General features: G+C 70.4%; 9 protein-coding genes. 3 read left to right on the plus strand and 6 right to left on the minus strand.

The genetic code is table 11. The annotated features are described in order from the left end of the window. Positions 1 to 300 precede the first annotated feature (300 nt). Entirely contained in the window at positions 301 to 1,380 is a 1,080-nt protein-coding gene (locus tag ACFY30_RS27315) for an AraC family transcriptional regulator ligand-binding domain-containing protein (protein WP_390847780.1), read from the plus strand. Positions 1,381 to 1,399: 19 nt separating this feature from the next. On the opposite strand, the gene ACFY30_RS27320 is transcribed toward ACFY30_RS27315, so the two are convergent. From ACFY30_RS27320 to ACFY30_RS27335, 4 genes are all read right to left on the minus strand, one after another. Then, on the minus strand, positions 1,400 to 2,809 hold the full coding sequence (locus tag ACFY30_RS27320; RefSeq protein WP_390847781.1) for an aldehyde dehydrogenase family protein: 1,410 nt from the start codon (positions 2,807 to 2,809) through the stop codon (positions 1,400 to 1,402). Beyond that, a complete protein-coding gene (locus ACFY30_RS27325) occupies positions 2,806 to 3,681 on the minus strand; it encodes an SDR family NAD(P)-dependent oxidoreductase (protein ID WP_390847783.1) in 876 nt (291 codons plus the stop codon). Before ACFY30_RS27325 ends, ACFY30_RS27320 begins: the two co-directional genes overlap by 4 nt. Beyond that, positions 3,678 to 5,024: a flavin-containing monooxygenase gene (locus tag ACFY30_RS27330; protein ID WP_390847784.1), complete on the minus strand. Its 1,347-nt coding sequence runs from the start codon at positions 5,022 to 5,024 to the stop codon at positions 3,678 to 3,680. The genes ACFY30_RS27325 and ACFY30_RS27330 overlap by 4 nt, the downstream gene beginning before the upstream one ends. Before the next feature lie 262 nt (positions 5,025 to 5,286). After that, the gene (locus ACFY30_RS27335; RefSeq protein ID WP_390847785.1) at positions 5,287 to 7,011 is read right to left on the minus strand and encodes a glycoside hydrolase family 6 protein; all 1,725 of its coding nucleotides are present in this window, start codon (positions 7,009 to 7,011) and stop codon (positions 5,287 to 5,289) included. Positions 7,012 to 7,611: 600 nt separating this feature from the next. On the opposite strand from ACFY30_RS27335, the gene ACFY30_RS27340 reads away from it, so the two are divergent. Further along, complete coding sequence (locus tag ACFY30_RS27340; RefSeq protein ID WP_390847786.1) at positions 7,612 to 8,634, plus strand: LacI family DNA-binding transcriptional regulator; 1,023 nt, start codon at positions 7,612 to 7,614, stop codon at positions 8,632 to 8,634. Positions 8,635 to 8,860: 226 nt separating this feature from the next. Further along, positions 8,861 to 9,991, plus strand: a complete 1,131-nt coding sequence (locus ACFY30_RS27345) for a cellulose binding domain-containing protein (RefSeq protein WP_390847787.1) — start codon at positions 8,861 to 8,863, stop codon at positions 9,989 to 9,991. Positions 9,992 to 10,126: 135 nt separating this feature from the next. On the opposite strand, the gene ACFY30_RS27350 is transcribed toward ACFY30_RS27345, so the two are convergent. Next, positions 10,127 to 11,086, minus strand: a complete 960-nt coding sequence (locus ACFY30_RS27350) for an expansin EXLX1 family cellulose-binding protein (RefSeq protein ID WP_390847788.1) — start codon at positions 11,084 to 11,086, stop codon at positions 10,127 to 10,129. Positions 11,087 to 11,233: 147 nt separating this feature from the next. Beyond that, on the minus strand, positions 11,234 to 12,319 hold the full coding sequence (locus tag ACFY30_RS27355) for an RICIN domain-containing protein (protein WP_390847789.1): 1,086 nt from the start codon (positions 12,317 to 12,319) through the stop codon (positions 11,234 to 11,236). Between the last annotated feature and the right edge of the window lie 175 nt (positions 12,320 to 12,494).

Consider the following 12,494-nt stretch of genomic DNA (forward strand, 5'->3'; position numbering starts at 1 on the left):
CCGCCCGTCGATCCGATCAGCCGCCACGAGCCGGCGGGGCCCGACGCACGAAGGGATGAACGCCCCGGTCGTGGCCTCGGCGTCGTGAGCGTCACCTCACGCTCCTGGCCGGCGTGGGAGAGGGCGGCCGCGGCCGCCGCAGGGCGCCCGCCGTCCGCTCGCCGCAGGCGTCCGCCTTTCCGACGCCCACCCCGGAGGCCGCGCTGCGGGCCGTCGCCGCACGGCGCCGGACCTGTCATTTCCGCACGCCGAGGGCGTGAGGTACGGTTCGCGTTTCGTCCCTTGGCCGCAAGGAACCGCATGCCCGGCAAGCCCCTCCCGACGTCCTCGCCCGGAACCAGCCGCAGTACCTCGGCCACCATTCCGCCGAACATCCTGCGCTACCTCTCCCTGGTCGCCGATGAGTACGGCCTCGATCTTCAGCCCCTGCTGACGGCCGTGGGCCTGGACCGCGGCGTGATGCGGTCGGCCGTCCTGCGGGTCTCCTACCGGCAGGGCAGCGCCGTCATCCGGCGGGCGGTGGAACTCACCGGTGAGGCGCATCTGGGTCTGCGCGTGGGCGCGGCCCAGCATCTCACCGCATGGGGGCTGCCCGGTTTCGCCCTGCTGGCCGCCGAGACGCTACGGGACGCCATCGAGACCGGGGTGCGCTTCCAGAACCTGTCCGGGGCCATGGTGGTCTGGTCGGCCCGGCCCGAGGACGCGGGCTATGTGCTGCGGGCCGCGTTGCCCGACCCCGCCCTCGATCCGGCGGTCGCCGTCTTCCTCGTGGAGGAGGCGTTCGCCAGCGTCGTCACTCTCACCCGCCTGAGCGCCGGCGACGAATTCGCCCCGCAGAGCGTCGAGTTCGCCTTCCCCACCCCCCGCGACACCCATCGGTTCGCCGAGCTGTTCCGCTGCCCGGTGCGTTTCGCCGCCGCGGAGAACCGCATGGTCTTCTCCACGCGATGGGCCCGCCGGCCCATGCCGGGCCGTGATCCCGTCACCTACGCGGCCGTCATGGAGCTGCTGGAGCAGCAGCTGGCGTCGCGCCGCGACCAGCAGGACCTGCTGGAGGTCCTGGAGATCTCGATCGCGCAGAGCCTCCCGGACGTGCCGTCCTTCGTCGAGCAGGCCCGTCGGCACTCCTCCAGCGAACGCACCCTGCGGCGCCGTCTGGCCGAGTGCGGTACGACGTACGAGGCGATCGTCGACGGAGTACGGCGCGAACGGGTCGAGCAGCTGCTGCTGCGACCGGAGACCACCCTGCGGGACATCGCCCGGCAGGCGGGGTTCTCCGACGTGCGCGCCCTGCGCCGGGCGGTGCACCGCTGGCACGGGGTCACTCCGGCAAGGCTGCGCGGGGAGACCGGCGAGCCGGAAGGGCGCGCCCGCCCCTGACCCGGGCGCCCTCCTCCGGTCAACGGGTACGGATCCAGACCGTCTTCTCCCTGGTCCACTGGGCGAAGGCGTCGGTGGACTTCTCCGCCCCTCCGAAGCCGGACTGCTTCCAGCCGCCGAAGGGGGTGGTGATGTCCCCCTCGCTGTAGGCGTTGACGGAGACCACGCCGGCTTCCACGCCACGCGCCAGCCGCAGCGCCGCGTCCAGGTCGCGGGTCCACACCGATGCGGCGAGCCCGTACTCGGTGGCGTTGGCCCGGCGTATCGCCTCGTCCTCGGAGCCGAAGGTCTGGACGGTGACGACGGGGCCGAACAGCTCCTTGGTGAGCACGTCGCTGTCCTCAGGGGCCCCGCTGATCACGGTGGGCGGGTAATAGGCGCCCCGTGCGGGCAGGCCGTGGGGCAGGCCACCGCTGTGAATCCCGGCCCCGGCGGAGCGGGCCCCGTCCACCGCCGCCGCCACCCGGTCGAAGGCGGCCCGGCTGACGAGCGGCCCCACCTGTGTGCGTGCGTCGGCGGGATCGCCGACGACCAGGCCCTTCGCGGCGGTGGTGAACCGGTGCAGCACCTCCTCGGCGATGCTGTGATGGACCAGGACGCGGGAGCCCGCCGTACAGTTCTGTCCCATGGTCAGGAACGCGGCCTCGATCATGTTGTCGATCAGCTCGTCGCCGAAGCCCAGCGCGTCCGGCATCAAAATCTGGGGGCTCTTGCCCCCCATCTCCAGGGAGACCCGCTTGAAGTTGGTCTCCGCCGCGTCGGCGAGGACGCGCCGTCCCGTGGCCGTGGAGCCGGTGAACGACAGCGCGCGCACCAGCGGGTCGCGGGCGAGTGCCGTACCGGTGACGGAGCCGTACCCGGGGAGCACGGTCAGCACGCCGTCGGGCAGGCCCGCGGCCGCGGCGAGCTCGGCCAGGTGCAGGGCGGAGCGCGGGGTCGCCTCGGCGGGTTTGAGCAGCAGGCTGTTGCCCGCCGCGAGGGCCGGTCCCACCTTCCAGGTGGCCATGGCCAGCGGGTAGTTCCAGGGCAGGATCGCGGCGGCCACACCGACCGGTTCCCGGACCGTCAGCCCGAGACTTTCGTGACCGGTGGGTGCCACGCGCCCGAAGACCTTGTCGGCCGCCTCCGCGAACCACCGGATCGACTCGACGGCCCCGGGGACGTCGCCCGACCGGCACTCCGTGATCGGTTTTCCCGCGTCCTCGCTGTCCAGCCTTGCCAGCCGCTCGGCGTGGCACTCCATCAAGTCGGCCAGCCGCAGCAGTACCGCGGCGCGCTCGCGCGGCGACCTCCCCGACCAGACACCGCTCGCGAACACCTGGTGCGCGCGTGCGGACGCCGCCGCCACGTCAGCCGCGCTCGCGGCCGGCATCGTCGCGATCAGCTCGCCCGTCGCCGGGTTGACGAGGCGCAGTTCCTCCCCGCTCATGCTTCCTCCACCAGTTCCCAGCGTCCTCCGGTCCGGCGCGCCAGTCCCCTGCGGCGCAGGTCCTCCAGGTACTGGGCCATGCCGCGCTCACCGCGCTTGCGGAACAGCGGGAAGAGCCTCGGGAGCAGGTTCGGGGCCAGCATCGCGGCCCGTACGAGACGGGATTCGCGGGGCCGCACGTAGGCCTCGAGGCGTGGCTTGTCCAGCAGGCTCACGACCGCCCGGACGACGTCGGACGGCTGCTGCGGCGGCTCCTGGAACTGCAGGGAGTTCCCGCCGTCCACCGCCTCCTGCCGCAGCATCCGCGTGTCGGTCGCCGACGGCAGCACCGAGCCGGCCTGGATGCCTTTGCCCCGCAGGTCCAGCCCGATGGCGAGCATCGCACCGCGCAGACCGAACTTGGACGCGGTGTAGATGGGGGTCTCGCCCAGCGGAAAGATGCCCCCGAGGGACACTGTGGTGACGACCCGGGGATCGTCGGAGGCCTTCAGCAGCGGTACGGCGACCCGTGTGGTGATCAGCGGCGAGACCAGGTTGAGGTTGATCTCCTTTTCGATGCTTTCGAGGCTGCGCACGTCGAAGCGTTCGGAACTGGTCATGCCGACGTTGTTGACCAGGACGTCGATCCGGCCGTGGGTGGCGGCGACGCGATCCGCCATCTCCTCCACGGCGGCGCGCTCCAGCAGGTCGCAGCCCAGCCCGAGGTGTCCGCTGCCGTGCAGGTCGGCGGCCGTCCGCTGGGCCCGCACCTCGTCGATGTCGACCACGACGAGGCGGGCACCGCCCCTGGCGAACCGGTGGCACAGGGCCCCGCCGATGCCCCCGGCACCGCCCGTGACCACGATGATCTTGTCGCGGAAGTCGTACGTCACGACGCCACCGCCTCGCGCGGCACGGACGTGAGCCGGGGCGGCCGTCCCTCGGTGCGCCAGCCCAGTGAGGCGGCGACCTTGAGGAGGTACTTCGCGAAGGCCTCGCTGTGGACGTACCCGGAGTGGCGCGGCGAGTCGACGAACTTCAGGCCTCCGGAGAGGTCGGGACGGTCGCTGCGGACCATACGGGCGAATCGTTCGGCGGTCGGCAGCCCGCTGTTCCCGTCGTGGATGAAGGAGGCGATCAACTGGGCCTGGGTGTCGAAGAGTTGATAGGCGCCGGAGTTGGTCTCGACGAAGCCGACGCCGAACAGGCCCTCGTGCTCGCGGGAGAACGCCGACAGGTACAGGTCCGGATGCTGCTCGTCGCCGAAGTACCGCTGCGCCACGGGCACTTTGTGGATGTATCCCGTGGCCAGCAGGATCAGGTCGAAGTCGTCCCTCGTACCGTCGGTGAAGTGCACCGTCCTGCCGTCGGTGCCGGCGATCCCGGGCTTGGCCGTGATGTCCCCGTGCTGCAGGTGGTGGATCAGCATCGAGTTGATGGCGGGGTGGGTCTCGAACAGCCTGTGGTCGGGCTTCTGCAGGCCAAGGCGGCGCGGATCGCCGTTGAGGATCCGCAGGAGACCGCCGAACAGCTTCTGCTGCAGCCACACGGGGACGTGCGGTCCGCCCGCCGCGATGGTGTCCACCGGGCGGCCGAACAGATGCTTCGGGATGAACCAGTAGCCGCGTCGCATGCTGATCACCGCGCGGTCGGCGGACCGGGCCGCGTCGCAGGCGATGTCCAGGCCGGAGTTCCCCGCGCCGACCACCAGCACCCGTTTTCCGCGCAGTTCGTCGCTGCTGCGGTAGGTGAGCGTGTGGCGGACCTCGCCGGAGAAGTCACCGGGCAGGTCGGGCACGTTGGGATACCACTGTGCACCCGTGCACACGACGACCTGACGGTGCACGCTCCGCCTCCCGTCGGCCCGGGTGACGGTCCACGTGCCGCCCTCGTTCTTCTCCACGCCGCGGACCTCGGTGCCGAACTCGATCCGCTCGGCCAGCCCGTACGCCTGGGCGAAGGACGTCAGGTAGGACAGGATCTGCCCGTGCGGCGGATAGTCGGCGAAGTGGTCCGGCATGGGGTATCCGCCGAATCCGGACAGGGTCCTGCTGGAGATGAAGTGGGCGGACTCGTACATCGGACTGCCCGGGTTGTCGATGTCCCACAGGCCGCCCGGCCCGGTGTGGCGCTCGATGTGCGTGTACGGCAGGCCGCGCTCCGCCAGCGCCCTCGCGACCGCCAGCCCCGCGGGACCCGCCCCTATGACACACGTGTCGTACTGGTTCTCGCTCATCCTGCGCTCCGTTCCCCGACGTAACAGGTGTTGCGGGGAACCTACGGAGACGGGGGCCGGGCGCGAACTGACCCGTGCGGCCACGGAGGGGACCTCAGCGGCCAGCGGACCGCCGTCGGCGCAGGCCCCGCGGGTGCGGGTTGCCGACGGCGGCCGCGGACGTTCCCTGCCCGCGAGTGCCGCTGACGGGGTCCGCCGGGGTCCCTCCCCCGAAGCTTCTGAGCAGGGACGGACCCCGGCGGACACGCACCGCGTCAGCGGGTCACGACAGGGGCGGGTACGCGTTCGACATCAGCTGCTGGAACTGGGCGGAGAACCAGTGTCCGGCCAGCGGCGAGTCCGCCAGCGCGCCCGTGGGGTTGTTGCCGTTGCGGGGGTTGCCGCCGTACGTGGGGTCGCACATGCGATCGAATCCCTTGCCCTCGTCGTTGGGGACCACGGCGCTGTTGCCGTCCGACTCCCCCGGCGGCTTGACCCACACGTAGGCGTCGATGCCGGCGGCCGGAGCCGCGGTCGGCCGCTCTCCGAGACCCGCTCCGCTCTGGTTGCACCAGTTGCCGGCGTGGATCCGCCGGTCGATGCGGCTGCCGTCGACGTAGCCGTCCACGGTGGTCTGCGGACCGGGACCGGCGGGCCGGGCGGAGCCGCCCCAGCCGTTGCGGGAGGTGTCGATCAGCATGCCGAGGCCGGAGTCGAACCCGGCCGCGACGAGCTTGTCGCGCAGCGCCTGGGCATAGGACTGCTCGTCCACGTACTGGTTCCAGTCCACCCACTTCGCCTGGCGGACGGTCTGACCGTTCACCGTGTCGGTGACCTTGAGGTACGGCTCCTTGGTGGGGCTGTAGTTCGCGGTGTTGACGATGAAGCCGGCCACGTCGTTCACGCTCGCGCCGTTCGTCGTCGCGACCTTGTGGAACTCCTGCACCGCGGGACCGAGGTTGCTGTCCCAGCCGAGCCAGCCGTGGTGGGCGGCGTCGATGTAGTTGTAGAGGTTCGGGATGGCGCCCAGCTTGTCCAGCGCGTAGCCGACGCCCTTCTCGTAGTTGCCGTTGCTCTTCATGGTCACGCAGGCGTCGGTGGTGGTGTTGGTGCCGCCGGCGTTGGTGACCAGGTTGGGCAGCGAGTCGGGCTCGATGACGGTGGCGATCCGCAGGCCCGCGTACTTGGCGTCGGACAGGATCGACGCGATGGGGTCGATGTACCGGGACTTGTACGTGGCGAGGTCGTCGGGTCCCAGCTCGCCGTTGGAGGCGAGGGCGGCGCAGTCGCGCCCGGGCAGGTCGTAGACGACCAGCTGGACGACCAGCTCGCCCGCGCCCTTCTGCTTCAGCGCCTCGTCGAGATGGGCGCGCAGTCCCATTCCGCCGTTGACGCCGTCGACGGCGGCGATCCGGTCGAGCCACACGGCGGTGGGCTGGTTCGCGATGCGGCTGCCGCCCGGCTCGGCGGCGGCCTTGGCCGACCACTCGGGGTTCACGTACACCTTGGCGCCGACGTAGGGGTTGTCGGCCCGGTTGCCGGTGCCGCCCCCTCCACCGCCACCCGTGCCCCCGCCCCCGGTGCCGCCTCCGCTGTCGGCGTTGCACGCGACGCCGTCGAGCGAGAACGTGGCGGGTACGGCGTTGCTGCCGCTGTAGGAGGCGTTGAAACCGAAGCTGACCGAACCGCCGCTGGGGAGGGTGGAGTTGTAGCCCGCGTCGGTGGCGGTGACCTCGGCACCGTTCTGGCTGACGCGCGCGTTCCAGCCGTTCGTGACCTTCTGGTTCCCGGCGTAGGACCACTTGACCGACCAACCCGACTTGCCCGCGGCGTTGTTGGTGATCGTGACGGCTGCGGTGAAGCCGGTGTCCCACTGACTCTGGACCTTGTAGTCCACCGTGCAGGGGGTGGCGGAAACGGCGGCGGCCGGGCCGGCGAGGAGCGCCGTCCCCGGCACCCCGGCGACCAGCGCCAGGGCGGCGAGCAGCGATGTCCTGGTACGACTCATGGGTGAGGGATTCCTTCTCTCGGTGGGGGATCACGGATGGCGGCGCGCGAACGGTCGCGCGACCCGCCGCCGTACGCGGTGAGGGTGGAGCGTTCCTCGGTACAGGAGCCCGTGAGACCGGCGGTGCCGCTCGCACCGGAACCCCGGGGAGCCGCTGCGGGTGATCCGCGCGGAGCTGCGGGGGCCGGTGTCCCACTGGCTGGTGACGGCGTACTCGGCCGTGCACGCGGACGGGACGTCCTGGGCGGGGACGACCGGCGGGAGGGCGCTCGCGGCAAGCACGAGCGCGCCGTCGCCGGCTAAAAGTACTGAACGCGGGGGGTGTCGCATGAGCGAGTCCTTGCAGCTTGGCGCGCCGTGACGGACGCGTCGAGTTGATGGAACCGCTCCCACTGGTGCCGAGGAAGTTAGCGCCAACCGGGGGACTTTCATAGGGTCGTTGCGAAACTTTTCGCCGGAACGGTTCAGTTCGAACTTTCAACTCCTCAACGACTTGACCGCACCCGCCTCGGTCTCCACGATGGGAGCGCTCCCATTGGATTCAGTGTGTTCGATTACCTCCGGCCCGTAAGATCGGTGATCTCGTGGGGGGAGGTGGTCATGGGAAGACGACGCCCGGGGACGCCGACGCTGGAGGAGGTGGCCGCCCGTGCCGGGGTGGGACGGGGCACGGTATCCCGCGTCATCAACAACGCGGCAGGGGTGAAGGAGTCGACGCGCCGGGCCGTGCGGCGGGCCATCGAGGAACTGGGGTACGTGCCCAATCTCGCGGCCCGTTCACTGGCCGGGCGGCGGGCCGACGCCGTCGCCCTGGTCGTGACGGAGCCGGACTGGCGGTCGTTCGCGGAGCCCTTCTTCTCCGAGATCGTCCGCTCACTCGGGGACGCGCTGACGGACACCGGGATGCAGTTGCTGCTGACCCTGGTCCGGTCGGACGCCGACCGGCAGCGTTTCCTCGAGTACGCGCGCGGCGGCCGGGTCGACGGTGTCCTGCTGATGTCCGTGCGCGCCGGCGATCCGCTGCCGGACATGCTCGCCGAGGCCCGGTTGCCGACCGTGCTGCTGGGGCGCCGGTCGGGCGACGAGTACGTCAGCTACGTCGACGCGGACAACATCGGCGGAGCCCGCAGCGCCGTCTCGCACCTTCTGCAACGGGGCCGCAGGGTGATAGCCACCATCACCGGGCCGCTCGACATGTACGTCGCCCAGTGCCGGCTGCGCGGCTACCAGGAGGCCCTTGCGGTGTCGGGCCTGAAGGGCGAGCGGACCCGTGTCGCCGAGAGCGACTTCACGGCGGAGAGCGGACGCCGCGCCATGGCCGAGCTCATCGCACGGCATCCGGACATCGACGGCGTCCTCGCCGCGTCGGACACCACGGCCGCGGGTGCTCTGGAGGCGCTGCGCGCGGCCGGACGCCGGGTGCCCGAGGACGTCGCCGTGATCGGATTCGACGACTTCCCCCTGGCGCAGCGGACCGAACCGCGGCTGACCACGGTGCGTCAGCCGATCGAGGAGATCGGGCATGCCATGGTCCGGCTGCTCCTGGAGGAGATGGAGGAGGGTGCCGTGGCGTGGCGGCACGTCATCCTCCGTACGGAGCTGGTCGTGCGCGAATCGACGTGACCGCCGCCGGGTGATGTTCCGGGGAGCACCCCCGGTCCCGGTGCGGTGTGCCCCCGCGCCCCTCTCCCCACCTGCGTCTTCGAAATCGCTTCGACGGCGTCCCGCCGGAAGCCTTGTCAGGGACCTGATCCGTCCCTACAGTCCCCTGCGAACGAGGCAATGGGAGCGCTCCCATTCAAGAGATGCAGGAGTGCTCCCCTCCCCCCATCCCTCTCAGAGGATTCGCATGCGACCTTCAACGCACCATGCCCACCGCGCGCGTGGCCTGCTCGGCGCGCTGCTCACCTCGCTCGTCTCGCTCGCCGCACTCCTGACCACGGCGTCGGTGGCGCAGGCCGACACCACGATCTGCGAACAGTTCGGGTCGACGACGATCCAGGGCCGCTACGTCGTCCAGAACAACCGCTGGGGCACGAGCGACACCCAGTGCATCGCCGTCACCGACTCGGGGTTCAGGATCACCCAGGCCGACGGGTCCGTCCCCACGAACGGTGCCCCGAAGTCCTACCCGTCCGTGTACAACGGCTGTCACTACACCAACTGCTCGCCCGGTACGAACCTCCCCGCCCAGCTCCGCACCATCTCCACCGCGCCCACGAGCATTTCGTACAGCTATGTGAGTGACGGGGCGTACGACGCCGCGTACGACATCTGGCTCGACCCCACGCCCCGCACCGACGGCGTGAACCGGACCGAGATCATGGTCTGGTTCAACAAGGTCGGATCGGTCCAGCCCGTGGGCTCCGAGGTCGGCACCGCCACCGTGGGCGGGCGCCAGTGGCAGGTGTGGTCCGGCAACAACGGCTCCAACGACGTGCTGTCGTTCGTGGCACCCTCGTCGATCACCAACTGGACGTTCGACGTGCTGGACTTCGCCCGGCAGGCCGTCTCCCGGGGACTGGCGCAGAACAGCTGGTACCTGACGAGTGTTCAGGCCGGCTTCGAGCCGTGGCGGAACGGCACGGGCCTCGCCGTGACCTCGTTCTCCTCGACGGTGAACACGGGCTCGTCCGGTGACCCGGGCGGCCCGGGAGGCTCCACGGCGTGCAAGGTCTCGTACGCGACGAACGTCTGGCAGGGCGGCTTCACCGCCGAGGTCACCATCACCAACACCGGCTCCTCCCCGGTGAGCGGCTGGAAGCTGGCCTTCGCCCTGCCCTCCGGGCAGCAGATCACCCAGGCCTGGAACGCGAACGTCTCCCCGTCGTCGGGAACCGTCACGGCGGGCAACGTGGCCCACAACGGGGAGATCGCGGCCGGCGGCCAGGTGTCCTTCGGGTTCCAGGGCACCTACGGCGGCACCTTCGCCAAGCCCTCCGGCTACAGCCTGAACGGCACCGCCTGCACCACGGCCTGACACACGCCGGCCCACTCCGTGAGGATTCACCGCCGTGGCCTGCCGCGTGCCCCCACCGGGTCGTGATCGATGATCCGGCTGCCGCCGCCCCCGCGGGTGTTCCGTTCGCGGGGGCGGCAGGGTGGGACGGCGCGGTCAGTGCCGGGCGAACTGGACCCGTGTCGGCTGCACGGCTTCCGGCCGCAGGGCGATCCCGTCGACGGTCAGCCGTTCTCCGAAGATGTCGGTGATCCTGATCGCGCCGCCGCATCCGCTGCCGTCAGGCGAGAGGAAGTAGTTGTAGTCGGTGCGGGCCAGTTGGCGCCAGCCGCCGCTGGTGCGGACCTCCAGACGGGCGAGCGGGTTGCGGTGGCCGATCGCCTGGATGCCGCACCAGTAGGGGCTGGATCCGTTCTTGTAGCGGATCGAGATCGTGCCCGGTGCGTCGGGGCTCAGCAGGCTCCAGGTGATCGCGAGCCGGCCGGTCGAGGTGGGGGCCAGTTCGGCGAAGGCCTGTTCGCTGAGGTCGAGTTGCCCGGGTGCGCAGGGCAGCGGGCATTCGTTGGTGATCCGGACGGTGACGGAGGCGCCGTTCGCCGCCCGGACGCGTACGTAAGCCCCGCAGGCCTTGGACGTCTCGTAGTCGGTGGTGTTCATCGCCGCGATCATCATGTCGGCGCTGGGGCCGTACGAGCAGGCGCCGTCCCCCACCCCGGCCTTGTAGACGGTGGCGACTCCTCGGTAGGTGACCTTGGGCCGGATCCGTCCGGCCAAGGACGACGTGGCGGGAGCCTTCCGCGGGGAGGCCGCCGACGGTGCCGCGGACGGGGTCGCGGAGGCCTTCGGGGTCGTGGCGCTCGCCGACGGGGACGCGGAGACGGCGGACGGGGAGGGTGGGGAGGACGTCCTGCCGGACGACGTCGGCGTCCGAGTCTCCTGTGAGTTGGCGACGGCGGTGGCCGGGGCCCGCCCGGCGTCCTCCTCGCCGTCTGGTCGCATCGTCATGACCAGGCAGACGAGAAGACCTGTGACGACAAGCCCCGTGGTGGTGCCCACCATCAGCCCGCGTCTGCGCCTGCGCTGTCGCGCGGCCCGGCGTGTTTCCTGCATGTTCATCCGTTCGGAAGAGCGTGTCGCTGTTGCACGGCTCAGTCGCCACAGCCGGCACAAAGGTTGCCGCAGACTTTTCGGTCGGGTCGTGACCCGGGACATGAGCGGCCGGAGCCGGGGTGACGGGCCCGTGGCGCGCCACCCCGGGCACGCTCAGCCGACCTTGGTCATGTTCCACTGCTGCGGGGCGCCGCCGTTGGGGGTCCACTGGATGACCCGGGTGTTGTCCGCGGCGTTGTTGGAGTTGTCCAGCGCCTTGCCGCTGTGCCGGTTGACGAGCCGGTACGCGCCGCCGCCCAGCGCGGTGACGGCCCACTGCTGCCGGCGACTGCCGTTGTCGGTCCGCTGCACCATCACCGCGCTGTCGGAGGTGCTGTCGTTGTCGTCGAGGGCCTTGCCGCTGCGGACGCAGACCAGCTTGTGGAAGCCGTGGCCCAGGCCGGTGACCGTCCACTGCTGCGGTGTGCCGCCGTTGACGGTCCACTGGATGATCGGGCTGCCGTCCCCGCCGACGTTGGCGTTGTCGAGGGCCTTGCCGCTCTGGGCGCAGACCAGCCGGTAGACGCCGTCGGCGAGGACGGCCGGCATGCCGTCGACCTCCACGCAGACCACGGAGTCGTTCGCGTCGGGGGCGGAGGTCGGCACCTGGACGTTGATCTGCCCGCCGCTGACCCAGTGGTTGAGGTCGGTGCCCGGGTTGTTCATCAGGTAGACGCGGTTGACCGTGTTGTACACCGCCGGGATCTGCAGGGTGCCGCCCGTGGGCCAGTCGAAGACGTGGGCGAAGAGCTTGCCGTTCTTCTTGGTGATCCTGCCCCAGGGCGGTTCGGTGGCGAAGGGGCTGCCGCTGGTGCCGTGGATGCTGTCGCTGTGGGTGGCCATCCACGAGGCAAGGCCGTTCAGAACGGTCACGGATCCGGCGGTCACGGAACCGTCGCCCTTGGGACCGATGTTGAGCAGGTAGTTGCCGTCCCGGGAGATGACGGTGACCATCTCCCGGATGATGTCCTTGACGGGCCGGTAGAGGTTCTCCGCCCAGCCGGTGTAGCCCCACTGGCCGTTCATGGTGGCGCAGGTCTCCCACGGCCGGTCCAGCGGAGCGTCGGGAACCGACTGCTCCGGGCAGGCGAAGTCGCCGAGGCCCTGGTCCCGCTTGACACGTTCGTTGACGACGAGGCCGGGCCTGCGCGCCATCAGCCACGCGTACAGGTCCTCGCCGCTGAGGGAGGCGGAGGACATCGTGCGGCTCCTGGAGGTATATCGAGGTCCGGTCAGCGGACGGACATGGGCATGGCTTCGTGGGGGGGGCCCCCCCCCCCCCCCCCAAAAACAAAAAAAAAAAAAACAAAAAAAAAAAAAAAAAAAAAAAAAAAAAAAAAAAACAAAAAAAACCCACAAACACCAAAAAAAACAA

The sequence above is a fragment of the Streptomyces sp. NPDC000345 genome (assembly GCF_042898825.1).
In the GTDB taxonomy this organism is placed as follows: domain Bacteria; phylum Actinomycetota; class Actinomycetes; order Streptomycetales; family Streptomycetaceae; genus Streptomyces.

Coding starts and splice junctions, on each gene's coding strand:
- ACFY30_RS27315 (WP_390847780.1), top strand. CDS start 301: ATGCCCGGCAAGCCCCTCCCGACGTCCTCGCCCGGAACCAGCCGCAGT.
- ACFY30_RS27355 (WP_390847789.1), bottom strand. CDS start 12,319: ATGTCCTCCGCCTCCCTCAGCGGCGAGGACCTGTACGCGTGGCTGATG.
- ACFY30_RS27340 (WP_390847786.1), top strand. CDS start 7,612: ATGGGAAGACGACGCCCGGGGACGCCGACGCTGGAGGAGGTGGCCGCC.
- ACFY30_RS27335 (WP_390847785.1), bottom strand. CDS start 7,011: ATGAGTCGTACCAGGACATCGCTGCTCGCCGCCCTGGCGCTGGTCGCC.
- ACFY30_RS27350 (WP_390847788.1), bottom strand. CDS start 11,086: ATGAACATGCAGGAAACACGCCGGGCCGCGCGACAGCGCAGGCGCAGA.
- ACFY30_RS27330 (WP_390847784.1), bottom strand. CDS start 5,024: ATGAGCGAGAACCAGTACGACACGTGTGTCATAGGGGCGGGTCCCGCG.
- ACFY30_RS27345 (WP_390847787.1), top strand. CDS start 8,861: ATGCGACCTTCAACGCACCATGCCCACCGCGCGCGTGGCCTGCTCGGC.
- ACFY30_RS27320 (WP_390847781.1), bottom strand. CDS start 2,809: ATGAGCGGGGAGGAACTGCGCCTCGTCAACCCGGCGACGGGCGAGCTG.